The 23,482-nt window shown below is 71.0% G+C and carries 23 protein-coding genes; 4 read left to right on the forward strand and 19 right to left on the reverse strand.

The window, feature by feature from the left end; translation table 11 throughout:
* Positions 1–2 precede the first annotated feature (2 nt).
* Together OHA64_RS11390 and OHA64_RS11395 are read left to right on the forward strand one after the other, a co-directional pair.
* Positions 3–227 carry a hypothetical protein gene (locus tag OHA64_RS11390; protein WP_405611775.1) on the forward strand — a complete coding sequence of 75 codons (225 nt, stop codon included), beginning with the start codon at positions 3–5 and terminating at the stop codon, positions 225–227.
* 74 nt (positions 228–301) lie between these two features.
* Complete coding sequence (locus tag OHA64_RS11395) at positions 302–1,531, forward strand: TerD family protein (RefSeq protein ID WP_405623935.1); 1,230 nt, start codon at positions 302–304, stop codon at positions 1,529–1,531.
* 49 nt (positions 1,532–1,580) lie between these two features.
* Here the strand turns inward: OHA64_RS11395 and OHA64_RS11400 are convergent, their stop codons facing one another.
* The 10 genes from OHA64_RS11400 to OHA64_RS11445 form a co-directional block, all read right to left on the reverse strand.
* On the reverse strand, positions 1,581–2,168 hold the full coding sequence (locus OHA64_RS11400; protein WP_405611777.1) for a TetR/AcrR family transcriptional regulator: 588 nt from the start codon (positions 2,166–2,168) through the stop codon (positions 1,581–1,583).
* A 78-nt stretch (positions 2,169–2,246) separates the two neighbouring features.
* Positions 2,247–3,119 (reverse strand): carbohydrate ABC transporter permease, encoded by an 873-nt coding sequence (locus tag OHA64_RS11405; protein ID WP_405611779.1) that lies wholly within the window; start codon positions 3,117–3,119, stop codon positions 2,247–2,249.
* Positions 3,109–4,140, reverse strand: coding sequence for a carbohydrate ABC transporter permease (locus tag OHA64_RS11410; RefSeq protein ID WP_405611781.1), 1,032 nt, complete (start codon positions 4,138–4,140; stop codon positions 3,109–3,111). Before OHA64_RS11410 ends, OHA64_RS11405 begins: the two co-directional genes overlap by 11 nt.
* Before the next feature lies 1 nt (position 4,141).
* On the reverse strand, positions 4,142–5,449 hold the full coding sequence (locus OHA64_RS11415; RefSeq protein ID WP_405611783.1) for an ABC transporter substrate-binding protein: 1,308 nt from the start codon (positions 5,447–5,449) through the stop codon (positions 4,142–4,144).
* A 255-nt stretch (positions 5,450–5,704) separates the two neighbouring features.
* Positions 5,705–6,748 carry a LacI family DNA-binding transcriptional regulator gene (locus tag OHA64_RS11420; protein ID WP_405611785.1) on the reverse strand — a complete coding sequence of 348 codons (1,044 nt, stop codon included), beginning with the start codon at positions 6,746–6,748 and terminating at the stop codon, positions 5,705–5,707.
* 95 nt (positions 6,749–6,843) lie between these two features.
* The gene (locus OHA64_RS11425) at positions 6,844–7,860 is read right to left on the reverse strand and encodes a 1-aminocyclopropane-1-carboxylate deaminase (RefSeq protein ID WP_405611787.1); all 1,017 of its coding nucleotides are present in this window, start codon (positions 7,858–7,860) and stop codon (positions 6,844–6,846) included.
* Positions 7,861–7,880: 20 nt separating this feature from the next.
* The gene (locus OHA64_RS11430) at positions 7,881–8,534 is read right to left on the reverse strand and encodes a GntR family transcriptional regulator (protein WP_405611789.1); all 654 of its coding nucleotides are present in this window, start codon (positions 8,532–8,534) and stop codon (positions 7,881–7,883) included.
* Between the two features lie 85 nt (positions 8,535–8,619).
* A complete protein-coding gene (locus OHA64_RS11435) occupies positions 8,620–10,209 on the reverse strand; it encodes a TROVE domain-containing protein (protein WP_405611791.1) in 1,590 nt (529 codons plus the stop codon).
* Between the two features lie 501 nt (positions 10,210–10,710).
* A complete protein-coding gene (locus OHA64_RS11440; protein ID WP_405611792.1) occupies positions 10,711–12,171 on the reverse strand; it encodes an alkaline phosphatase PhoX in 1,461 nt (486 codons plus the stop codon).
* A gap of 516 nt (positions 12,172–12,687) precedes the next feature.
* Positions 12,688–14,112: a hypothetical protein gene (locus tag OHA64_RS11445; RefSeq protein ID WP_405611793.1), complete on the reverse strand. Its 1,425-nt coding sequence runs from the start codon at positions 14,110–14,112 to the stop codon at positions 12,688–12,690.
* Positions 14,113–14,390: 278 nt separating this feature from the next.
* Between OHA64_RS11445 and OHA64_RS11450 the strand changes: the two genes are divergently transcribed.
* Positions 14,391–16,217 (forward strand): endonuclease/exonuclease/phosphatase family protein, encoded by a 1,827-nt coding sequence (locus tag OHA64_RS11450; protein WP_405611795.1) that lies wholly within the window; start codon positions 14,391–14,393, stop codon positions 16,215–16,217.
* Between the two features lie 10 nt (positions 16,218–16,227).
* On the opposite strand, the gene OHA64_RS11455 is transcribed toward OHA64_RS11450, so the two are convergent.
* From OHA64_RS11455 to OHA64_RS11485, 7 genes are all read right to left on the reverse strand, one after another.
* Entirely contained in the window at positions 16,228–16,968 is a 741-nt protein-coding gene (locus tag OHA64_RS11455) for an SRPBCC domain-containing protein (RefSeq protein ID WP_405611797.1), read from the reverse strand.
* A 13-nt stretch (positions 16,969–16,981) separates the two neighbouring features.
* A complete protein-coding gene (locus OHA64_RS11460) occupies positions 16,982–17,593 on the reverse strand; it encodes an ArsR/SmtB family transcription factor (RefSeq protein ID WP_405611799.1) in 612 nt (203 codons plus the stop codon).
* A 107-nt stretch (positions 17,594–17,700) separates the two neighbouring features.
* On the reverse strand, positions 17,701–18,405 hold the full coding sequence (locus OHA64_RS11465; RefSeq protein ID WP_405611801.1) for an antibiotic biosynthesis monooxygenase: 705 nt from the start codon (positions 18,403–18,405) through the stop codon (positions 17,701–17,703).
* Between the two features lie 206 nt (positions 18,406–18,611).
* The gene (locus OHA64_RS11470; RefSeq protein WP_405623936.1) at positions 18,612–19,058 is read right to left on the reverse strand and encodes a DUF3618 domain-containing protein; all 447 of its coding nucleotides are present in this window, start codon (positions 19,056–19,058) and stop codon (positions 18,612–18,614) included.
* A 5-nt stretch (positions 19,059–19,063) separates the two neighbouring features.
* Entirely contained in the window at positions 19,064–19,483 is a 420-nt protein-coding gene (locus tag OHA64_RS11475) for a phage holin family protein (protein WP_405611803.1), read from the reverse strand.
* A gap of 75 nt (positions 19,484–19,558) precedes the next feature.
* Complete coding sequence (locus tag OHA64_RS11480) at positions 19,559–20,251, reverse strand: hypothetical protein (protein ID WP_405611805.1); 693 nt, start codon at positions 20,249–20,251, stop codon at positions 19,559–19,561.
* Positions 20,248–20,376: a hypothetical protein gene (locus OHA64_RS11485; protein WP_405611807.1), complete on the reverse strand. Its 129-nt coding sequence runs from the start codon at positions 20,374–20,376 to the stop codon at positions 20,248–20,250. Before OHA64_RS11485 ends, OHA64_RS11480 begins: the two co-directional genes overlap by 4 nt.
* A 175-nt stretch (positions 20,377–20,551) precedes the next feature.
* Between OHA64_RS11485 and dapA the strand changes: the two genes are divergently transcribed.
* Positions 20,552–21,442 (forward strand): 4-hydroxy-tetrahydrodipicolinate synthase, encoded by an 891-nt coding sequence (gene dapA / locus OHA64_RS11490; RefSeq protein ID WP_405611809.1) that lies wholly within the window; start codon positions 20,552–20,554, stop codon positions 21,440–21,442.
* On the opposite strand, the gene OHA64_RS11495 is transcribed toward dapA, so the two are convergent.
* Positions 21,443–22,672 carry a WD40 repeat domain-containing protein gene (locus OHA64_RS11495; protein WP_405611811.1) on the reverse strand — a complete coding sequence of 410 codons (1,230 nt, stop codon included), beginning with the start codon at positions 22,670–22,672 and terminating at the stop codon, positions 21,443–21,445. It lies immediately after the preceding gene.
* Positions 22,669–23,229 carry a SigE family RNA polymerase sigma factor gene (locus tag OHA64_RS11500; RefSeq protein WP_405623937.1) on the reverse strand — a complete coding sequence of 187 codons (561 nt, stop codon included), beginning with the start codon at positions 23,227–23,229 and terminating at the stop codon, positions 22,669–22,671. The genes OHA64_RS11495 and OHA64_RS11500 overlap by 4 nt, the downstream gene beginning before the upstream one ends.
* Between the last annotated feature and the right edge of the window lie 253 nt (positions 23,230–23,482).

Below are 23,482 nucleotides of genomic sequence, written 5' to 3' on the forward strand. Positions count from 1 at the left end.
ACATGGCCGGCCCCCACGGATTCAGCTACGAGGCGCACGCGAACGGCACCGTCCACATCTCCCACCACCATCACCTCGCGACCACCCTCAAGGGTGCCCGCGCCGCACGGTTCCTCGCCGAGGTCGAGTCAGCGTCCGACCCCCAGCTCGTCATGGCCCGCTGGACCGGTAACTACAAACGGGGCAACGAACGCGCCGCCCGCGCCCACCCCCGCAACAGCCGCTGAGCGACAGCGACCCGATTGGCCCTCGGTAAGGGAACGGTAAAACGCCTTCGCTCGTTCAATGGGGCATGACAGCTATGACCCCCGGCTCGAACATCCCCCTCTCCGCCGCCCGCGTGACGGTGGACGTCGCCGCCCCGGTGCGGCTCGACGTATCGGGCCTGCTGCTCACCGCCGACGGCAAGGTGCGCTCCGACGACGACTTCATCTTCTACAACCAGCCCACCGGCCCCGGCGTGACCTACCGCTCGGGCGGCGGCACGGCCCCGGACGCGATCACCGTCGACACCTCCGCCGTCCCCCCGGGCATCGAGAAGATCGTCGTCACCGCCAGCCCGGACGCGGCCGGCCAGACCTTCCAGGGCATCGAGCCGACGGCCACCATCCGCAACGCGGACGACAACAGCGTGCTGGCCACGTTCACGCCCCCGCAGCTGGGCACCGAGACGGCCCTGGTGATCGTGGAGGTCTACCTCCGCAACGGCGCCTGGAAGGCCCGCGCGGTCGGCCAGGGGTACGCCAACGGCCTCGCGGGCATCGCCACCGACTTCGGCGTCTCCGTGGAGGAGCCCGCCGCCCCGGCCGCCGCTTCCGCCCAGCCGGTGGCTCCTCCCCCGCCGGCCATGCAGCCCCCGGTGGCGCCGCCGGCCCCGCCGCTCGACCCGCGGGTCAGCGCGCCCCCGGCCCCCGCCGCGCCCCCGGCCCCGCCCGCCCCCGTCCCCGGCGCCGGGAAGATCAACCTCGACAAGGGCCGGGTCAGCCTGCAGAAGAACCAGACCGTCTCCCTGGTCAAGGGCGGCCGCCCCCTGCTGTCCCAGGTCAAGATGGGCCTCGGCTGGGAACCGGCGTACCGCGGCAAGGACATCGACCTGGACGCCTCGGTCATCGCGTACGGCCCGCAGCGCAACCACATCGACAGCTGCTACTTCGGCAAACTGTCCATCGTGAACGGCGCGATCAAGCACTCCGGCGACAACCTCACGGGTGAGGGCGGCGGCGACGACGAGGTGATCGTGGTCGACCTCGGCCGTCTCCCGCAGGAGGTCACCGGCCTGGTCTTCACGGTCAACTCGTTCTCCGGCCAGAAGTTCACCGAGGTCGCCAAGGCCTACTGCCGCCTCCTGGACGCTGCGACCGGCGAGGAACTCGTCCGCTTCGACCTCACCAACGCCGAAGCACAGACCGGCGTGATGATGGCGAAGCTGGTCCGCCAGTTCTCCGGCGAGTGGGACATGACGGCGATGGGCGACTTCGTGAAGTCCCGCACGGTACGGGGCATGGTGAAGCCGGCGGCCCAGTCCCTGTAACCACCGCCACGACCACCGGGGCGCCCCCGTCGCAGGGGGCGCCCGGCGTTCAGCTCTCCGCGTCCGCCGTTCCCGGTCTCAATCCCTCCGTCAGCAACGACACGTACCGCCGGATGGTCTTCCCCTGCCCGTCGGCCAACTCCGACGCCGTGGCGACTCCGTGCGCGAGCCGCAGCACGTCGACCGGATCGACGTCCGCTCGCAGGGTCCCCTCCCGCTGTGCCGCCTCCACCAGCCGCGTCGCCGCCGCCTTCATCGTGCCGGCGCACACGGTGGCCGCGGCCGAACTGCCGTCCGTGACGGTCGACCCCAGCAGCGCCCTCAGCCCACGGACCTGGATCATCCCCACGCCGAGTTCGTTCAGCCACTCCACCAGGGCGTCGCCCGGCGGCAGCCGCGCCGCGATCTCGTCCGCGCGCGCCGCGATCGCCTCGATCCGGTCGACGTACGCCTCCTCCAGAAGCGCCTGGCGCGTGGGGAAGTGCCGGTACAGCGTGCCGGTCCCGACCCCGGCCCGCTTGGCGATGTCGTCGAGGGACGCGCCTTCCCCGTGCTCGGCGAAGGCCTCCGCCGCCACCTCCAGCAACCGCTCGTAGTTGCGCCGGGCGTCCGCACGCATGGGCCTGACCTGCGCCATCCACAAACTCCTCGCACCGGGGACCCTGTGCGCACCTTACGAGCAAGGGCCCCCGTACGAACAGCGCCGGCCAGGTCCTCACATCTTCGTGGCCCCCGCTGCCAGGTCCCGCAGGAAGTGCCGTGCCCCGACCAGGAACACGAGGATCAGCGGGACGACGCTCATCAGTGCCCCCGCCATCACCAGCGAGTAGTCGGTGTTGTACAGGACGTTCAGGTTCGCCAGAGCGACCTGGAGGGTGACCTTGTCGGGGTCGATCATGACGACCAACGGCCAGATGTAGTCGTTCCAGATGCTGATGAACGTGAAGATGCCGAGGAAGGCGAGGGCCGGCCGGAACAGCGGCAACGCGATCTGCCAGTACAGACGGAAGAAACCGGCGCCGTCGATCCGTCCGGCGTCCAGCAGCTCGTCGGGCAGCGAGTTCTGGGCGTACTGGCGCATCCAGAAGATGCCGAAGGCGTTGGCCGCTCCGGGGATGATCAGCGCCTTCAGTGAACCGGCCCAGCCGAACGCGGCCATGGTGACGAACTGCGGCACCAGGGAGAGCTGCGCGGGAATCATGTACGTGATCAACAGCGCGCCGAAGAGGAGCTTCTTGGCCGGGAACTCGTACTTGGCGAAGGCGAACGCGGCCAACGAGTCGAAGAACAGCACCAGCGCGGTCCCGAGCACCGCGGCGACGACGGTGTTGAGCAGCGAGCCGAAGAAGTCGACGGTGTCGAGCACCCGCCGCATGTTGTCCAGGAGATGCGGTCCCGGTATCAGCTTGGGCGGGTACTGGTAGATGTCCTCGGTGGTGCCGGAGGCCATCACCACCAGCCAGTAGAAGGGGAACAGCGAGATCAGCGCACCGAGCACCAGCACCCCCCGGACACCGGCTCGGGTGAGCCTGCTGCCGGAGCCGATGGCGAGGCCCGCACTTCCGGTCGTCCTCTCGTCAGCGGCCATTGCGTGCCCCCTTGCGGCGCAGCAGGCGGGCGAGGCCGGAGCGGTCCTCGCTGTCGGAGCCGGAGACCAGCCGCCAGTTGATGAGCGTGAAGACCGCGATGATCGCGAAGAGGAGCCAGCCCATCGCGGCCCCATAGCCGAACTGGTGCTCCTTGAAGGCCTTCTGCCACAGATAGAGCACGATGGTCATACCTTCCTGGCCGGGCCCGCCCGTGGTCCCGACGTCGCCCGACTGGAAGAGCACCTGGGACTCGGTGAAGATCTGCAGGCCGTTGATGGTGGACGTGACGGCGGCGAAGACGACCACCGGACGCAGCTGCGGCAACACGACCCGGAAGAGGGTCTGCCAGCTGTTCGCGCCGTCGACCCGGGCGGCCTCGAAGTGCTCGGTGGGGATGGCCTGGAGGCCGGCCAGGAAGATCAGGGCGTTGTAGCCGACCCACCGCCAGATGATCATGATCGAGAGGGACAACTTGATCCCCCACTCGGAGGACAGCCAGCCCACACCGTCCACCCCGACCAGTCGCAGCGCCGAGTTGGCGAGGCCCGTCTGGGCGAAGACCGAGCCGAAGACGACGGTCATGGCGACCATCGAGGTGACGTTGGGGATGAAGTACGCCACCCGGTACGCGCCGGTGAACCGGACCTGCGAGTGCAGCAGGAACGCGAGCACCAGGGCCAGGAACAGCATCGGCACCGTGGACAGGAACCAGATCTCGAAGGTGTTGAGCACCGAGTGCCAGAACACCGAGTCCTCGAGCAGCCAGCCGTACTGCTTGAGGCCGACGAAGCGCATGTCGCCGATGCCGTCCCAGTCCTGGAAGGACAGGTACAGGGAGAAGACCACCGGGAAGGCGCCGAAGACGGCGAACAGCACATAGAACGGGGAGATGGCGAGGAGGGGCCCGACATGGCGTCGGCGTCCGCCCGGGGCGGTGGCGCGCACGTCGCGGCCGTCCGCCCGCTGTCTGCCGTCGGCCGTGGGGGCACCGGCGTCCGCCGGGTCGGCGACTGTGGTCACGTCAGCTCACCCCCAGCCGGGACAGCGTGGTCTCGGCGGTGTTCACCGCGTCCCGCCAGGCCCGTTCGGGTTTCTTGCCGAGGGATTCCACGTTGGTCAGCTCCTGGAAGAACGGGGTGTTGGCGGTCTCCTCGTACGGACTGAAGTAGACGACCGGTGCCTTCTGGGCGGCCGGGCCGAAGACGTCGATGGGCTGCTGACCGCCGAAGAAGGGGTCGGGCTTGTGCATCGCGGGGTCGGCGTAGGCGGCCGGAGTGGTGGGGAACAGGGCCATCTCCTGGTAGCTCTTGAGCTGGTTCGCCGGCCCGAGCAGCCACTTCACGAAGGCGAAGGCGGCCTCCGGGTCGCGGCAGTAGCGGGTCAGGGTGACGTAGGACCCGCCGTAGTTGGCGGGGCCGTCCGGCATGGTGGTCAGCCGCCAGGCCCCGGACGTCTTCGGCGCGGAGTCCTTGAGGCCGTTGATGGCCCACACAGCCGTGGTCATCGTGGCGACCCGGCCGCCGCTCATGGCGGCGTTGAAGTCGGGAGTGCCGTCCGTGATCCTGGCGCTGAGTCCCTGGCGGAGCATCTCCACGGACAGGTCCCAGGCGTGCCGGATGTGGGGCTGGTCGCCGATGAAGCGGTTGTCGGCGTCCACGAACTGCTTGGGGCTCTGGAGCAGGACCTGTTGGAAGACGTTGCCGACGTTGCTCACCAGGTACGGCTTGCCGGGCCCCTTCGTCCGGAGCGTCCGCCCGGCGGCGAGGAACTTCTCCCAGGTGGAGATCTCCTCGGCGACCTCCCGCGGCTCGTGGGGCAGTCCGGCCCGCCGGAAGAGGTCCCTGCGGTAGTAGAGCGCCGTGGGGCCGGCGTCGAGAGGGAAGCCGATCATCCGGCCCGTCGGGGTGAAACAGGCTTTCCACTTCCAGTCGAGGTACTGGTCGCGGACGGAGTCTGCGCCCAGCGTCCGCAGGTCGAGGAACTCGTTCTCGTCGGGGAAGAACGTGGCGAGGTTGTCGGAGTTCACGACCGTCAGGTCCGGCACATAGGCACGGGCGGCGAGACTGGTGCGCACCTTCGAGTCGATGTCGCCGTCGGGGATCTGGGAGCCCTTCACCCGCAGCCCCGGCACGCCGGGCACGGCGCGCCTGGCGGTGGCGAGCAGTTTGTCGCTGAGCGAGCCCTTCCAGTACCAGAGGCTCAGGTGGTCGGTGCCCGCGGAGGCCGAGCCGTCGTCCGCCCCGCATCCCGACAGGCCCAACAGGGCTCCGCCGACACCGCCGAGGGAAGCCCCCAGCAGACGTCTACGGGAGATCGTTCGGTGTTCCATCGGCGCGCACTCACTTTCCGGGCACGGCTCGGCCGGGGCAGGGCGCTGCCGCGGGCCCGTCTGCGGGGTGGGGGGAATCGAAGACAACGATGTCGACCGGTGGTTCCGGGCTCGGGGCCGACAGCGACGTGGGGGTTCTTCAGGGGCCGTGAACGTTCACGTGAACGTTGCCGTCGAGTATCGGGGTGGCCGAAAAGCAGTGTCAAGGGACCTACGTCGGCAATCTGCTGACGCACCTTCAACGGCCGGGCGGCGTCAGGCGGAACCCCGTACCACAAGTTCGGGAATCACCCAGGCGTCCGCCCCGTCGAGCGGCTCCTCGCCGGCCCGCAGCCGGGCCACCTGCTCGACGGCCAGGCGTCCCAGCTGTCGTTTGTCGAGGTGCAGGGTGGTGAGCGCGGGTTCCACCAGTTCACCCAGCGAGAGTCCGTCGAAGCCCATGACGGCCAGGTCGTCGGGGACCCGACGGCCGCGGCGACGGGCGGAACGCATCGCGCCGACGGCGATCAGGTCGTTGAACCCGAAGACCGCGGTCATCTCGGGCCGCGCGTCCAGGAGTTGCTCCATCCCGGCCTCGCCGCCGGCCAGACTGTGCTCGGGACACTTCACGATCCAGCCGTTGTCGACGGGCAGGCGGTGCCGCCGGATCTCGGCCAGGAAGGCCTCCCGCCGGGGGCCGGGGGCGTCGGGCCGGTCGCCGTCCAGCATGCCGATCCTGCGGTGCCCCGCGCGGACCAGGTGGGCGATGCCCTGCTCCAGGCCGGCGGCGGCGTCGATACCCACGGCCGCGAACCGGGTCTGCTGCGGGCCGCGCTCCAGCAGCACCAGCGGCACACCTCCGAGGTGCCGGGCGAGGACGTCGTCCTGGTTCTTGAAGTAGCCCACGACCGCGTCCGCCTGGTGGGACAGCACGTCGAGCGCCTCCCGCTCCCGCACGTGGTCGGTGCGGGAGTCCCACACCACGACCTGCCAGCCGCGCTGTTCGGCGGCCTCCAGCACCCCGGCGGCCACCTCGGGGAAGAACGGGTTCATCAGGTCCGGGATCACCAGCCCCGCGGTCACGGTCCCCTTGCGCACCAGCCCCCGCGCGAACCGGCTGGGCCGGTAGTCCAGCAGCCGTGCCGCCTCCAGTACCCGCTCCTTCGTGGCCGGGTCGATCTCGCCCTTGTCGTTGACCGCACGGGAGACCGTCTGACGGGACACTCCCGCCAGCCGGGCGACATCGTGGATGGTGGCCCGGCGGCGAGGGCCGTCGGACACGTCGGTACGCGGTTCCCGCTGCTGGTTGTCGGCCCACACGCTGTGCACTGTATCCGGCCGTCGCGGCCACGGTGCCGGAGCCGGGGCTCCGAGGCTCCGAGGCTCCGAGGCTCCGAGGCTCCGAGGCTCCGAGGCTAGAACAGCGCGCTGTACGCGTTGAGCGCCGGCTGCCCGCCCAGGTGGGCGTAGAGGACGGTGGAATCCCGCCCGATCTCCCCGCGACGGACCAGGTCGATCATCCCGGCCATCGACTTCCCCTCGTACACGGGGTCGGTGACCATGCCCTCGGTCCGGGCGGCGAGCCGCATCGCCTCCAGGGTCGACTCGTCCGGGATGCCGTACGTGCCCGCGTGGTAGCGATCGTCCAGCTCGACGTCCGCCTCCGTCAACTCCTTCTGTGCGCCGATGAGTTGCCCGGTGTTGTGGGCGATCCGCGCGATCTGCTCCCGGGTGCGGGCGGGCGCCGCCGACGCGTCGACACCGAGCACCCGGCGCCGCCGACCGCCCGCCTCCTCCAGCGCACGGAACCCGGCGACCATGCCGGCCTGCGTGGAGCCGGTCACCGAGCACACCACGACGGTGTCGAAGAAGACGCCCGACTCCCGCTCCTGCTCGGCGACTTCATACGCCCATCCGGCGAAGCCGAGACCGCCGAGCGGGTGGTCGGAGGCGCCCGCGGGGATGGCGTACGGCTTTCCTCCGCTCTCCTCGACCTCCCTGAGCGCCTGCTCCCAGCTGTCCTTGAACCCGATCCCGAAGCCGGCCTTCACCAGCCGTACGTCGGCCCCGGCGAGCCTGCTGATCAGGATGTTGCCGACCTTGTCGTACACGGCGTCCGGCCAGTCCACCCAACTCTCCTGCACCAGAACGCACTTGAGTCCGGCGCGGGCGGCACAGGCCGCGACCTGGCGGGTGTGGTTGGACTGCACCCCGCCGATCGAGACGAGCGTGTCGCAGCCCTTCGCGAGGGCGTCGGCGACCAGGTACTCCAGCTTGCGCGTCTTGTTGCCGCCGTACGCGACCCCGGAGTTGCAGTCCTCGCGCTTGGCCCAGAGGGAGGCGCCGCCGAGGTGGGCGGTCAGGCGCTCCAGGGGGTGAACCGGGGAGGGGCCGAAGAGGAGGGGGTAGCGGTCGTACGAGGAAAGGGACATGGGTCCTCCCGGGGTCGGGCTCAGTCGCCGTCGGTCAGATCGACGAGGTCTGCGAGGCTCCGCCAGATCTCCGCGGTGACACGGACCGCCGTCTGAGCGTCACCGGCCGCACAGGCCTCGATGAGCTGCTCGTGCAGTCCGGCCGAGCGGCAGCTGCTCTCGCCGAAGCGGCGGCGCTCCAGTCGGCGGATGAGCGGGGTGTAGCGGGCGATGGTGGCGGCCGCCGCGTGGTTGCGGGCGACCCGGACGATGACGTCGTGCAGGGCGTCGTCCGCGCTCAGGGCCCCGTCGACGTCACCCGCGCCGACGGCGGCGGCGAACCGCTCGTTGGCCGCGCGCATCGCCTGGACGTCCGCGGCGAAGAGGCGGGGCACGGCGACCCGGGTGGCCAGCTCGTGCATGGCACCGACCACGGCCGCCGCGTCCCGTACGTCGGCTGCCACGACCGGGGTCACCCGGGTGTAGCTCTGCGGCTTGCTCTCCAGCAGCCCCTCGTCGACCAGCCGCGCGAAGGCCTCGCGCACCGGCGCCCGGGACAGCCCGAGCCGCTCGGCGAGCTCGGCGTCGCGCACCACGGCACCGGGTTCGAGCTCCCCGGCCACGATGGCGTCCCGGATGGCTTCGTAGGCGCGGTCCCTGAGGAGGGTGCGCCGGACGGGTCGTATGGCCTCCACGACTGAAATGTTAGATGTCGATCATGGAGGCGGGCAAGGGTGTGGCCCGCACCCCCCGTAGAAGTGCGGGCCACGACTTTGCGGCTCAGGCTGCCTCGGACATCCAGGGCCAGTCGGCGTCCCGCGCCGATTCGAGCAGCGGAACCATCCGGAAGGCCGCGTCCGAGAGTCCCCCGAAGGTGTGCCGGTTCCCCTTGCCCGACGGGCCGTGGCCCGCCCGGTATCCGGCGAGGTTCCAGGTGTAGACGGGCACGTTCGCCGGGACCTGCTCGGTCGGGTCGCCGTGGTGGCTGAAGGCGTACTGCTCGTCGGTGACGATCAGCACCCGGTCGTGCTTCTTGTAGTGGCGGCGCACCGCCGCGCTGGTGTCGGTGCCGCCCAGGTCTCCGAAGCGGCCGAGGATCTTCAGCACGGACTCGCCCCGGCGGTACTTGATCTTGTTGCTGCTGGTGCCGAACTCGACGAGATCCGCGTCCGCCGCCCGCAGCGCGAGCGCCGTACCGAAGATCGCCGCCGCGTCGGCGCGGTTGAGCTCCGAGCGGTCGGACAGCCGCGCCCACATCGAGCCCGACCGGTCGACCAGCACCAGCGTGCGGCCGGGCAGCGCGGGCACGTTGGCCAGCGAGTGGCCGAGTGCCTGCTCCAGCGGGTACGACCAGCGCAGCGAGGGCGCGTGCTGGTACGCGGCGAGGTACCGGAAGGGGAACTGCCGGGAGCGCGCGACCTCCGCCGGGTCACTGATCTTCGCCGCGACCCGGGCGGCCACCTCGTCGGAGACACCTGCCTGGTCGAGGTTCCGCAAGTTGCGGACCAACGCCATCGACCCCATGGAGGGCACGACCGCCTCCCAGGCCGCCTTGTCCATCGGCCCCTGCAGCCAGCCCGCCAGCGCCTCCCACGTCATCCCGGCCGCCGCGAGCCGCTCGGCACCGTGGTCCGACAGGACGACCGCGCGCCGCTCGTCGACCGGCAGCGCCATCAGTTCGCGGTGCGCGGTCAGGACCCGGTTCGAGGCGGGCGGTACGGCGGTGTCCGGGTTGTGCCGCCGGTCGAGGGCGTACTGGAACAGCTCGCCCTGCCACGGCTTGTCCGGGTCCGGGGCCGCGTGCACCAGGTTGAGGATGTCGCCGAAGCGGTAGCCCTTGGACGCGGTGTCGTACTTCAGCAGCGACTTGCCGTGGTAGAGGCGGCGTACGGCGTCGGCGATCCCCCGCTTGACGGGCTTGGGGACGTTGCGGCCGTACGTCGCCGTCCAGTACGCGAGCAGCTCGCCGGGCTCGTCGGGACGCCGCAGCACGGAGGCCACGACCTGGCGGTTGGCCGGGCCGTCGGTGGCGCCCGCGTCGAGGCGTGCCTTCACGTACTCTGCGGCGCCCACGAGGGAGGCCGTACGGAGGTTCCCCTCGCCGCGCAGCCAGCCGAGCAGGCCGGCGGTCCAGGCCGGGTCCTCGACGGCGAGCCGGCGTACGAGCTTCGCGAACCGGTCGTCGCGGTCGGCACCGGTCTCGTAGAAGGTCTGCTGAGAAACGAAGTTGGCGACCGCGAGAAGGAAGAGCTCGGACCGTGCGTCGCGCTCGCGGCCCCGGCCGCCCTGGTAGGTACGGAGCACTCGGCCCGTGGAGGTGACCCGGGAAGTGGGCTGTGCCCGGGCCGCCTTGGAGTTGAATCGCGCCATGATGAATTCCCCCGAATTCTGGTTCTGTTTCGGAGGGAGGCGCAGCAAAAGGAGGGTGCCCGAGTTCAGGGGTCGGCGACGGGCTTTTACCCGGACGCTCTGCCGAATTGAGCTACACCGACCCGAAGTCGGTGACGAGGACTCGAACCCCGCAACCTTCCGATCCCAATGAAGTAACCGCTGCCTGCGCACCGGGCACCCACCATGTGCTGCGCCTCCCGAGATCAAATCGGCGGCGGCACTGATTCACTGAAAGGGAAGTAGCCGCAGCCTGCGCACCGGGAGGTGCCATGAAGTTGTGGTGTCCAGAGATCGAAGTCGGCGGAACCGACGTAGGTGCTCTAACCCCTGAGCTACACCGGCCTGTTGTACCGGTGGCGGGACTCGAACCCGCGGCCGCCCCATTATCAGTGGAAGTAGGTCCTGCCTTCGCACCTGGACGTGCATAACCTTAGGAGGACGGCCGCGGGTCGGGCGAGCGAATTAAATTCAGGGAGATGGTCAGCCGCGCTTCTGCCGCTTCCAGGGCCCCGTGATCTCCAGCATGATGCCCGGCGTCTGGATGTTGGCGTACAGCGTCCGGCCGTCGGGCGAGAAGGTGACGCCCGTGAACTCGCTGTATTCCGGGTCGGCCTCGGTGCCGATGTTGAGTTCGTTGCGGGCGATGGGGTACGTGCGGCCGCTGTCGGTGGCGCCGAACAGGTGCTGGACACCCTCGCCGTCCTCGGCGATGACGAGGCCGCCGTAGGGGGAGACGGTGATGTTGTCGGGGCCGTCGAAGGCGCCGTCGACGGAGGGGTCGGGGTTCACGCCGAGCAGGACCTTCAGGGTCAGGGTGCGGCGCTTGGGGTCGTAGAACCAGACGGCGCCGTCGTGCTGGACGGGGCTCTCGTCACGGGCGTAGGAGGAGACGATGTAGGTGCCGCCGTCGCCCCACCACATGCCCTCGAGCTTGCGGGCGCGGGTGACCTGGCCGTCGGTGAACTGCTTGCGGACGGGCACCGTCTTGGCGTCGCGGTCGGGGACGTCGATCCAGTCGACGCCGTAGACCGTGCCGATCTTCGTGGCGCGGGAGAGGTCGTCGACGAACTTGCCGCCGGAGTCGAAGCACTTGAAGGCCTGGAGGACGCCGGCGTCGGCGGCGAGGGTGCGCAGTTTGCCGCGGCCATGGCGGAAGCCCTCCGGCGGGGTCCAGCGGAAGAGCAGGCCGTTGGGGCCTGAGGCGTCCTCGGTGAGGTAGGCGTGGCCGCGCTTGGGGTCGATGACGACCGCCTCGTGGGCGTACCGGCCGAACGCCTTGACGGGCTTGGGGTCGCGGTTGGCGCGGCGGTCTTCGGGGTCGACCTCGAAGATGTAGCCGTGGTCCTTGGTCATGCCGTTCTGGCCGGCCTTGTCCTCGGTCTCCTCGCCGGTGAGCCAGGTGCCCCAAGGGGTGCTGCCGCCCGCACAGTTGGTGGAGGTGCCGGCGACGCCGACCCACTCGGCGACATGGCCGCCGGGGCGCACCTCGACGACCGTGCAACCGCCGGACGCGGCCGGGTCGTAGACCAGGCCCTCGGTGAGCGGCACCGGGTGGGGCCAGCTGGCGCGCGGGCCCTTGAGCTCGTGGTTGTTGACGAGGAGGGTGGCGCCGCGCGGGCCGTCGAAGGTGGCCGTGCCGTCGTGGTTGGAGGGGGTGAACTCGCCCGACTCCAGCTTGGTCTTCCCGCTGTAGGTGATGACGCGGTACTTGAATCCGGCGGGCAGCGCGAGGATGCCGTCGGGGTCGGGCAGCAGCTGTCCGTAGCCGACCCCGTGGTGCCCGGCCGTCGATTCCGTTCCGGTGTTGCCGGCCTCCGGGGAGGTCTCCGTGGACGCGAGGGCGTTGGGGGCGGTGGCGAGGGCGCCGACGCTGCCCGCCAGCGCGACACCGGCACCGGTGATCGCGGAGTTTCTGGCGAAGTCCCTGCGGGTGAGCGACATGGTGTCTCCTGTGACGGTGGGCGTGCCCGTGGCGTGGAGGGTGGCGGACCTCGGTCCGCGCCACGGTCCCGCCCGTGCCTGAACGGCGGTTGAACACCGGGCGACGCCAGGGGACCCGCTTCCATGAATCCGTACGCGCTGCCCCACCGGAACCAAAAGAGGACCCCACCGTGGGTTCAAGCCCGGCCCCGGCCCGGAAACCCGGCTGAGCCGGGATGTCGCCAGGAGAAACCCGCTTCAGCGCGGATGCCGGCCTCGGTCCGGACCCCGGTCCGGCCCGGGATCACCCTCAGCCCGGACCCGCTCGGAACCTGACCCGAAGAGACCCAGCCCGGGCCCGGAAACCGGCTGAGCGGGACCTCGTCCCGGAGACTTTCCTCCACCAGGGCCCCGCCCGAGGTCAAGCCCCGGCCCGGACAGCCACCTGAACCCGGACCGACCGGGGACCCGCCTCAGCCCGGGCCCCGCCCGACCCCGAAACCTGGACTCCGCCCTCGCCCACGTCCCCCTGCTGCCTCAACCCCCTTGCTGCGACCGCGCCTTGAACGCCGCCTTCCGCGCTTCCTTCGCGATCCGCTTGTCCGGGTGCAGGCGCCCCATCGCCTCCAGGACGTCCGCCGCGGCCGGGTGGTCGACCCGCCAGGCCGCCGTGAAGAAGCCGCTGTGCTGCTGGGCCAGGCCTTCCACGAGTTCTCGCAGCTCGTCGGAGTTGCCCTCGGCCGCCAGTTGGGCGGCGACCGTGTCGACGGTCAGCCAGAAGACCAGGTCCTCGGAGGGCGCGGGTACGTCCGGGGCACCCCGCTCGGTGAGCCAGACCCGGGCCAGGCCGCCCAGTTCGGGGTCGTCGAGCACTTCCCGCAGGGCCGGTTCGGCCTCGTCGCCCACCAGGGACAGCGCCTGCTGGCATCGCAGCCGGCGCAGCGGCGCACCGGCGTCCAGGCCCCGCGCCGCGGCCAGCAGCTCCCGTGCCGCGGCGAGGGAGTCACGTCGGGCCAGCCACCGCTCGGTCTCGGCGTGGGCCGCCGCCGGCGGGAAGGTCGCCGTGCCGTCGAGCAGCGCGTCGGCCCCCTTGTCCGCGAGGTCGCCGACCGCGGGCGCCTCGAACCCGGCCTCCTGGAGCCGGGCCCGCAGTCCGTACCGGCCGAGCGGGGTCAGCCGGACCATGCCGTATCGGGAGACGTCGGTGTCGTCGAGGGCCGCGGGCTCCTCCTCGGTGTCCGCCATCAGCGTCTCGTCGACGGGCTGGTACTCGACCAGCCCGACCGGCTCCAGCAGCCGGAACTGGTCGTCCAGCCGCATCATCGCGTCGGACACCTGCTCCAGCACGTCGTTGGTGGGCTCCCCCATGTCGCTCGGCACGATCACCGAGGCGGCCAGCGCGGGCAGCGGCACCGGGCCCTCGGCCGGTCCGTCCTCGGTGACGGTGAGCAGGTAGAGGTTCCCGAGCACGCCGTCCAGGAAATCCGACTCGGCCTCCGGGTCCCAGTCCAGGGAGGAGAGGTCGACCTCACCGCCCGCGTCGACCGCGTCGACCAGGTCCTCCAGGTCCGGCACGCTCGCGTCGGCCAGTACCGTCTCCAGCGCGCCCAGCCACACCGCGAGCACGTCGTGCGGGGAGCCGCCGGTCAGCAGCGCCAGGTCCTCGCCGGCCGCGACGGTGCCCGCCTCCTCGTCGACGATCTCGACCAGTCCGGTGTCGACGGCGATCCGCCATGCCTCGCTCGCGTAAGCCGCCGCGTCGTCGCCGGTCAGGCCGAGGAGCTCGGCCGCCGCCGGCAGCTGTTCGTCGACGAGTCCGCCCCCGGCGTCGACGCGGGTGTCCGGGCCTGCCCAGCGGGCGAGGCGCGCGGCACGTGACAGCAGTGGCGTGGACAGCGCGTCCCGCGCCAGCTCCGCTTCGGGGTGAAGCCGCACCGGCGGCAAGGGGGAGCTGTCTGACATCGGTTGGTTCTCCTAGGGACGTGTCCTACCACTCAACCGCTCAGCCTAGACGGATATCCACCCATGCCGCCCGGTTCATCTGCCGGTCGGCCGGAGTACATGGCCGGATCCTTGACAACTGGCCGGACCACGCAGGAGATTGACGCGCGTAGAAATCAGCTGGACATCTGTTCACTGTATTTTCTACGCGCGTCGCCACCGCCCCACAGGTCGCGGCTCCCGCCGTTCCCCGCACCACCCTCGTCCCGGCGCCCATGTACGTCCCCGGAGGGATCCCGTTGCCGAACAAGTCTTCCGCCCGTCTCGCCGCGCTCACCGTCGCCGCCGTCTGTTCCGCGGCGTCCACCGTGGTCCTCACCTCCCCCGCGCACGCGGACTCCGTGCGCATCCATGACATCCAGGGCACCACCCGGATGTCGCCGTACGCCGGACAGCAGGTCACGGACGTGGCCGGAATCGTCACCGGCGTGCGCACCTACGGCTCGTCCAGAGGTTTCTGGATCCAGGATCCGAACCCGGACGCGAACCCGGCCACCAGTGAGGGTGTCTTCGTCTTCACCGGTTCCGTGCCGAAGGTCGCGGTCGGCGACGCGGTGACCGTCTCCGGCACGGTCTCGGAGTACGTCCCGGGCGGCACCGCCACCGGCAACCAGGCGCTGACCGAGATCACCAAGGCGACGGTCACCGTCGTTTCCAGCGGCAACCCGGTCCCGGCCGCCACCGTCATCACCGCGAGGTCGGTGCCGAGCGCCTACGCGCCGGCCGGTGACGCGGCCGCTAGCGGCTCGGTCAACGGTCTGACTCTGCGTCCGTCGAAGTACGCCCTGGACTACTACGAGTCCCTGGAGGGCATGAACGTCCAGGTGGCCGACGCCCGCGTGGTCGGCGCCACCGACCCGTACACCGAGCTGTGGGTCACGGTGAAGCCGCGCGAGAACAGCGACCGCCGGGGCGGCACGGTCTACGGCTCCTACGACTCACAGAACACCGGCCGGCTGCAGATCCAGTCGCTGGGCGCGACGGCCGACTTCCCGGTCGCGAACGTCGGTGACACCCTCCGCGGCACCACCGCGGGCCCGCTGGACTACAACCAGTTCGGCGGCTACACCCTGGTCGCGAACAGGATCGGCACGCTCGGGAGCGCCGGGCTGAAGCGCGAGACCACCGAGAAGCAGAAGAAGGGCGAACTGGCGGTCGCGACGTACAACGTCGAGAACCTCGACCCGGGCGACGCCACCTTCGACGCGCACGCCGCCGCGATCGTGCACAACCTTCAGTCGCCCGACATCGTGTCCCTGGAGGAGATCCAGGACGACAACGGCGCGACGAACGACGGCACGGTCGCCGCCGACCGGACGGTCACGAAGCTGATCGACGCGATCGTCGCGGCGGGCGGCCCGAGGTACGACTGGCGCTCCATCGATCCGACGAACAACGCGGACGGCGGCGAGCCGGGCGGCAACATCCGTCAGGTGTTCCTGTTCAACCCGCAGCGGGTGTCCTTCACGGACCGCGCGGGCGGCGACGCCACGACCGCCGTCGGTGTCACCAAGGAGCACGGCAAGGCCGCGCTGACCCTCTCCCCGGGCCGGATCGACCCGGCGAACACCGCCTGGGCCAACAGCCGCAAGCCGCTGGCGGGCGAGTTCGTCTTCCGCGGCCGTACGGTCTTCGTGGTCGCCAACCACTTCAACTCCAAGGGCGGCGACCAGGGCCTGACCGCGCAGTACCAGCCGCCGGCGCGCAGCTCGGAGACGCAGCGCCACCAGCAGGCGACCGTGGTGAACGGGTTCGTCAAGGACATCCTGGCCACGCAGAAGAACGCGGACGTCATCGCCCTCGGCGACATCAACGACTTCGAGTTCTCCGACACAGCCAGGATCCTGGAGTCCGGCGGAGCGCTCTGGTCGGCGGTCAAGTCGCTGCCGAAGAGCGAGCGTTACTCGTACGTCTACCAGGGCAACACCCAGGTCCTCGACCAGATCCTGGTCAGCCCGTCGATCCGGCGTGGCTGCGACTTCGAGTACGACAGCGTGCACGTCAACTCGGAGTTCAACGACCAGATCAGCGACCACGACCCGCAGGTGCTGCGGTTCCAGCCGTAACGCTCCGGGCTCAGGGCTGGCTGAACACTCCGTCCAGCCAGCCCTTCCAGGCGGTCTCGACCGCCTTCGCGTCCGCGCCCGGCGCGAAGTCGTGGACACTGATCCCGACCGGGTAGCCCCAGTGGTTGCGCCCGAAGACGCGCAGCAGTGTGTCGTCGGTGCGCAGCCCGATGAAGTACGGGTTGCGGAAGTCCAGCGCGGCGTCGAGGACTTGGTCCTCGGGGCCGCGGGCCCGGATCCGCGCGCCCTCGGCCGTGTCGTCCGCGAGCCCCAGGGCCCGGCCGACGGCGGCGAGGGCGTCTGCTCCCTTGGAGCTGTCGGGTCCGTCGAACGTGGTGAAGGCGACCTGGCGGCCGTCGAAGTGTTCCAGGTACTGGCGCAGGGTGTGCAGGTAGAAGTCGGTGTGCCGGCCCGCCGCGTCGTACTGGTTGTCCCAGTCGTCCACGAAGATGCCGCTGTGCACGTACCGCACCCAGGCGCGGCGGCCCTCGTCGCGCGGTTCGATCGTGTAGTCGAGCTGGTTGAGGGTCTGTTCGGAGATGCCCTCGACGTCCTCGACACGGTTGGTGTAGCGGTGCGGCGGATCCCAGGCGGTGATGGTGGAGCCGAAGGGGCCCTTGCCGCCCTCGCGCGGCTCGGGGGCCTCCATCGGCCACAGCCAGCCGCCGGTACCGGCGGTGACGGCCTCCCACACCTTCTCGGGTGAGGCGTCGACCTCGAACTCGCGGGCGATCTCGAATTCCTTGGACATGGCGGGCTCCTGCTTACTGTGTGTCGAGTTCCGGGGTGGTCTGGTCCTTGACCGTGGGATGGAGTGCCAGGACGATCCGGTGGTCCCGGCCGCCCTCGGCGTCCGGGGAGTCGTACTTGCGGATCAGCGCGCTCACACCGGCGGTCAGTTCCTGGGCGAACGCGGCCCGGTCGGCGGCCGAGGCGAAGCGGACCTCGCCGTCCAGCGCGTACGTCGCCAGCCGCTTGCGGGCCTTGGCGGCGCCGGTGACCAGCGAGCCGACGTCCCGCACCAGGCGGGCGCCGAGAGCGAGCATCCAACGCGCGGAGAGCTGGTCCCGGAAGCGGTCCGGGTCCGGCTGTACGGCGGCGAGCGCGAGCGGCGAGATGACGTACGACGCGGCGGTCGCGCGCATCAGCCGCTCGGTGACGTTGCCCTTGCGGCGTTCGCCGGCCAGCTCGACCAGGCCGTGCCGCTCCAGCGCCTTGAGGTGGTAGTTCACCTTCTGCCGGGGCAGTCCGACCTGGCCGGCCAGCATGGCGGCCGACGCGGGGCCGGCCGTCAGCTCGGCGAGCAGCCTGGCCCTTATGGGGTCCAGGGAGACGGCGGCGGCCTCGGGGTTCTCGATCACGGTCACGTCCAGCATGGGTCCACGGTCCCACCGAAAACTTTTTCTGTCCAGACGGTTCTGATTTTCGGTGAGATCTCGATACGGCTCTTGATACGCCTCTCGGTACGGCCCGCCCGGCGCCGTCAGTCCGGCACGAGGCCGAGGGCGTGGTCGTACCGGCTGACCGTGCTGCTCTTCAGCCCCGGCCAGGTCTGCACGCGCTGCCACTGGGCGGTGGCCGAGCCGACCCCGTGGCCGGGCGCGGCGAGCGCGTCGATGTGGGCCTGGGCGCTCTCCCACTCGGCGTAGTTCAGGACCCTGGTGCCGTCGGTGCCGACGTGGAAGTGGGCGGAGATGCCGCCGTGGCGCGGGTTCGGCTCGCTCTCCAGCGCCTCGAAGACGGCGTCGACCCAGGCTCGCTGCCGATCGGGGTCCGGCCCCTCGAACTCGATGTCGACGATCACGACGCAGCCCGGCACCCGGGCGGGGCGGTCGTCCCGGCCGCCGCTGCGGTAGCGCCGGTAGCGGTCGAGCCGTACGCGCTCGATCCCCGGCACGAGGGTGTCGATCTCGTCGACCCGCTCCTGCCGGTGGGTCTTCACGAAGGCCCCGTAGTCCTGCTCGCTCCGCCACTGCGAGTGGTGCAGCAGGGTGGAGCCGTCGTGCCCTGTGTAGACGTGGTAGCCGAGGAGGCCGGGGGCGGGCCAGGGCCGTCGGGTCCAGGTGCGCGCGATGGCGTCGACCGTCTGCCGCTGACGCTCGGGCGTGCCGACCCGCCAGGTACTGAAGAAGGGGGCGCCGACGTGGGGGTGCGTGAGGTCGGGTTGTGTGTCGGTACGGCGGGTCATGGTGGGCTCCGTCGAGTGGTGGGAATCGGTACGGGATGCGCGCACCCACCACTCTTCGACCTCAACCAAGATTCAGGTCAAGTGACACATTCGGGCGGCGGCCCCGGGCCCGGCCCAGGACCCACCGAGGCGCGGCACCCGCCTGCGTCGAAAAAGGCGCCGACGTCACCCCTCAGGGCAACACCGGCGCCTTCGTCACTCCGCGCTCACCTCCCGTGTCGGCGTCGCCGCAGCACCCCCACCGCGACGACCGCGCCCGCCCCCGCCGCCACCCCGGCGACCAGCACCGGCCGCGGATGGCGACGGCCCTTCTCGACCGCGTTGCGGACCGGAACGGGAAGGTTGTGTTCCACGGTGTGGGCCCGGTGCTGGAGGCCGTGCTCCACGGCGTGGGCCTTCTCCTGGACCGTATGACCGGTCTGCGCCGCCGTGCTGCGCAGCTGGACCGTCATCGCGCCGGCCTTGTCACGCAGGTCGGCGGCCCTGGCCAGGGCGCGGCCCTTGACGTCGGCCTTCCCCGCCAACTCCTCGACGGTGTCGCCGAGTTCGCCACGGGTCCGCTGGATCTGCTCGCGCAGTTCGTCGGGCCCCTTGGCGCCGACCTGCCGCGCCGCCTCACCGCCCGACTCGTGATCGTTCGCTGACTTGTCCATGTCCGTCATCGGTGCGCCCTTTCCCTGATCTCCTCGACATCGGCCTTCACGCTGCCGAGCGCCTCCTCGGGCGTGGGCGGTGTGGCGCGGCGCAGCTGGGCGCGGCCGGTCGCCGCGAGCAGGGCCGCGAGGGCGAACAGCACGCCCGTCACGATCAGTGCCGCGGCCCACACGGGCAGCACCAGCGAGAGCGCGGCGGCGCCCGTGGCGGAGAGGGCGAGTAGACCGGCGTAGCCGACGGCGCCCGCGGCACCGAGCAGCCCGCCGCCGCGTCCCGCGCGACGGCCCTTCTCGGCCAGTTCCTCCTTGGCGAGTGCCACTTCCTGTCGTACGAGCCGGGAGATCTGTTCGGTGGCCTGTCCGACGAGCTCGCCCACCGAATGATGTTCGTCGTGTGTCAGCCTGGGGGCCGTGGTCCCGGTCACGGTTCCGCCTCCTCTCGGTATGGGAACTCCCGGGTACCCCTGCCCGCCGCCGATTACCCCTGCGTCGCTCCCCCGCTACTGCTGCGGTCCGGCGCCGGAACCGCGCTCGCCCAGCCGGGCCAGCTGTGTCTGGAACCAGTCGAGTCGCGCCTGCAACAGGGCGGCCTCCGCGGCGAGTTCGGGCACACCGAGCCCTTCGGCGGTGCCGAGGCCGGCGGTCGGCAGAGGGGTGCCGGTGCCGGCCACCACGCGCAGGCCGTCTCCGGCCAGCCGGGCGAAGGCGGCGAGCGAGACCGACGTACGGCCCCGGAGGCAGCCCGCACAGGAGGGGACGAGCGCCCATCGGCCCGGGTGGCCCAAGCCGGCGTCGGCCAGGGCGGACGCGACCGTGCCGCAGACGCAGGGACCCACGGTCGCCGTACGGACGCGCTGCCGGGCGTAGCGGAAACCGCGTTCGAAGCGGAGGTAGCGGCCGAGCACGGACACCTCCAGCAGCACGGCCGTGCGGTGCTCGGCCGTGCACAGCAGCCCCTCGGCCACCGTGCGGTCGTGCACGCAGTGGAAGCCGCAGTCGCAGCGGCGGTGCGGTGCCCGGTGCCGCAGGCCGTAGACGCAGGACGCCTCGGCCAGGACTCCGTACGGCAGCGCGCCACCGAGCGACACACCGGTGAACCCGGCCCGGGCGCCGTCCTGGGACAGCACCGGGTGGGCGATCTTGTATCCGGTCGGCGGCTCCGTCGGGCGTTCCTCGGGGAGCCGCAGCCTCATCGGGCGGCCGGAGCCTCTTCGGATGCCTGCGGTTCCTTGATCTCCTCGGGGAGTTCGAGCTCTTCCTCGGGGACCTGCGGCCGCTCTTCCGCCACTCCGGTGGCGAGTGCCTTGCCGAGCTTCATGAAGCCTCCCTTGACCAGGGGCCGATGACCGTCCTGCCATGGTGACCCATCAGAGGCCGACTTGCACATAGGGCCTACCGCCCGCGCGACGACCGGCAACCAATCAGCAGTCCTTACCTATATCTCGTAGGAAAATTAAGTAGAGCTTCACTGTCGGTGGGCCGAGACTACCCCCATGACCACACCTCGGCCCTTCGGCCGCACCCTCTGCGCCATGATCACTCCCTTCACCGAGGCCGGCGCGCTCGATCTCGACGGCGCGCAGCGGCTCGCCGACCGGCTGGTCGCGGACGGCTGCGACGGGCTGGTGCTGTCCGGCACCACGGGCGAGTCGCCGACCACGACGGACGCGGAGAAGGCCGCCCTGATCACGGCCGTACGCGAGGCCGTCGGCGGTCGCGCCTCGATCGTCGCGGGTGTGGGCACCTTCGACACCCGGTACACGGTCGAGCTGTCCCTGACGGCCGAGAAGGCGGGCGCGGACGGCCTGTTGGTGGTGGCCCCCTACTACAGCCGGCCCCCTCAGGACGCCGTCGAGGCCCACTTCCGGGAGATCGCCGACGCCTCCGGCCTGCCCCTCGCGCTCTACGACATCCCCGGCCGCACCGGCACCCGCATCGAGCCGGACACACTGCTCCGGCTGGCCGAGCACCCCCGGATCGTGGCGGTCAAGGACTGCTCCCACGACTTCCTGGCCGCTCAAAAGGTCATCTCCCGCACCGAGTTGGCGTACTACGCGGGCTGCGACGAGCACAACCTCGCCCTGTACGCGGTGGGCGGCGCGGGATACATCAGCACGGTCGCGAACGTCGTACCGGCGCACCTCCGAGCGGTCCTGGACGCGTTCGAGGCGGGCGACACCCCCGTGTCCGCCCGCCTCCAGCAACGCGCCACGCCGCTCATCGAGTTGATGATGGCGGCGGGCCTGCCCGGCGCCGTCACGGCCAAGGCCCTCCTGGGCGAGCTCGGCCTGCCGGCGGGCCCCGTCCGCGCACCGCTGCGGCCAGCCGGCCGCGAGGCGGTCGACGGGCTGCTGGCGGCGTACGAGTCGCTCACCGCGGGTTGATCAGCGGCGCGCGAAGACGGGCTCCCACTCCTGCCGGTCGGTGCTGCTGTTCGGTTCACGGACGCCGCTCAGCGGTACGACCTTGTCGCTGCCGATCGTGACCAGCACGAGCTGGGGCCGGTATTCCTCCTCCAGGCTCGTGACCCGCTCCCACGCGATGAGCCGCTTGTCGTCGGCCCAGGCGAGCAGCTCGCCGCCGCGAATCCTGGTGATCTCCTTGTTCGTCAGGGGATCCCGGATCGAGGAGTACGACTTGCCGGGGGAGCCGGCGACCTCCTTCGTGAGGCCGAGGGCGGCCAGCCTGCCGTTCGGGGACAGTCGCGCTTGGACGTCCGACCGCAGGTACCGTTCGTTCGCGGGCGCGGCGACCTTGGCGCCCTTGAGGTCGTAGAACTGCTGCAGACCGTCCCGGCCACCGATGACCTGCGCGTACATCCGGTCGCCGGCCCGGCTGAAGGCGAAGTCCTGGCGGGCGTTGATGTCGCGGTCGGGTGCGACCGGGCTCCAGGAGCCCTGGCCGGACGCCACGTCGAGATCGTAGAAACCAGATCGGCTCGACCGGCCGAACTGGGACATCCAGGCGGGCTTGCCGCCGTCGGCCGACTGCACCTCGACGCGCAGATCGGGGTTCTCGTCGTACGTCGTCGCGACGATGCGGCGCCCGTCGTACGAGAACGCGAGCCCGCCGACTCCGTGCGCGACCGGGATCCACCGCTCGACCTCCCCCGTCGTGAGGTCGAGCATGCCGATCCGGCCGGCGGGCAGGTTCCGCTCCAGCACGGCGGCGGTCTTCAGGCCGGGGGCGACGGCCACGAAGGACCACCGCGGGTCCTTCTCGTACGTCCCGGTCTTCGGGTCGAGCAGCCAGTACGTGCGCACGGAAGTGCCCTTGCCGCCGGAGGCGCGGTGGGTCTCCGCCGTGTAGTACGCGGCCAGTACCGCCTCACCGGCCCCGATCAGGTCGCGCGGCGGGGACTGGTCCGGGTGGGCGTTGATCCCGCCCTGCTGGACGATTCCGGCGGGACGTACGTCGTCCTTGCCGGAGTCCAGCAGCGGCACTCCCACGGCCACGGCGACCACGGCGGCGGTGGCCGTGGCCACGGCGACGAAGGCGCGGGTCCGCCGACGCCGGCGGACCGCCAGCACCCGGTCGGCGAACCCGATCCTCGCCGGAGCCTGTTCCGCGGCCTGCTCACGCAGCGCCTCGCGCACGAGTTCCTCGACGTTCATGGACGCACCTCCACGGGCGAGAAGTCACGGGACCGCTGCTGCCCGGCGTCGGGCGGCCCCAGGGCGGCCAGTTCGGGCGCGAGGGTGCGCAGCCGGGCGAGTGAGCGATGGGTGGTGGACCGGACGGTGCCGACCGAGCAGCCCAGCAGCCGGGCCACCTCCGCCTCGGGGAGGTCCTCGAAGTAGCGCAGCACCAGCATGGTCCGCTGACGTGCGGTGAGCCGGGACAGCGCCTCGCGCATCACGACGCGCAGTTCGGCCGCGGCCGCCGCGTCGGAGCCGCTCGCGCCCGCCTCGGGCGGCTCCGCGACGGTGACCTCCCGTCCGCGCCACTTCAGCCGCCAGCGGCTGACCTGCTGGCGGTAGAGGATCCGTCGTACGTAGGCCTCGGGCTCATCGATCCGCTGCCACTTGCCGGCCGCCTTGGCCAGCGCGCTCTGCAGCAGATCCTCACCGGCGTGCCGGTCTCCCCCGCACAGCAGCACCGCCGTCTTCAGCAGCGCCGACGACCTGTTGTCCACGAACTCCCGGAAACTCTCCAGCTCCGCGGCATCCATCGTCACCTTCTCTTCCCCGACGGCACCTGTGTTCCGCCCCTGTGCCCCTTGTGACGCGCACGGCGGCACGCCGCTATGCCACCTCCGGAAGAAAAATCCTGGAGCCCGAAAACAACATGGCCGGCACGGACGGCACGGCCAGCACGGACGGCGAGTGGCCGAGGACAGCGACGGGACGAGAAGGGCCGGGGCCCGTACCGCTGGTGCGTGCGGTACGGGCCCCGGCCTCACCGACGGGCGGCTGCGATCAACT

The sequence above is a fragment of the Streptomyces sp. NBC_00076 genome, from assembly GCF_045041235.1.
Taxonomy (GTDB): Bacteria; Actinomycetota; Actinomycetes; order Streptomycetales; family Streptomycetaceae; genus Streptomyces.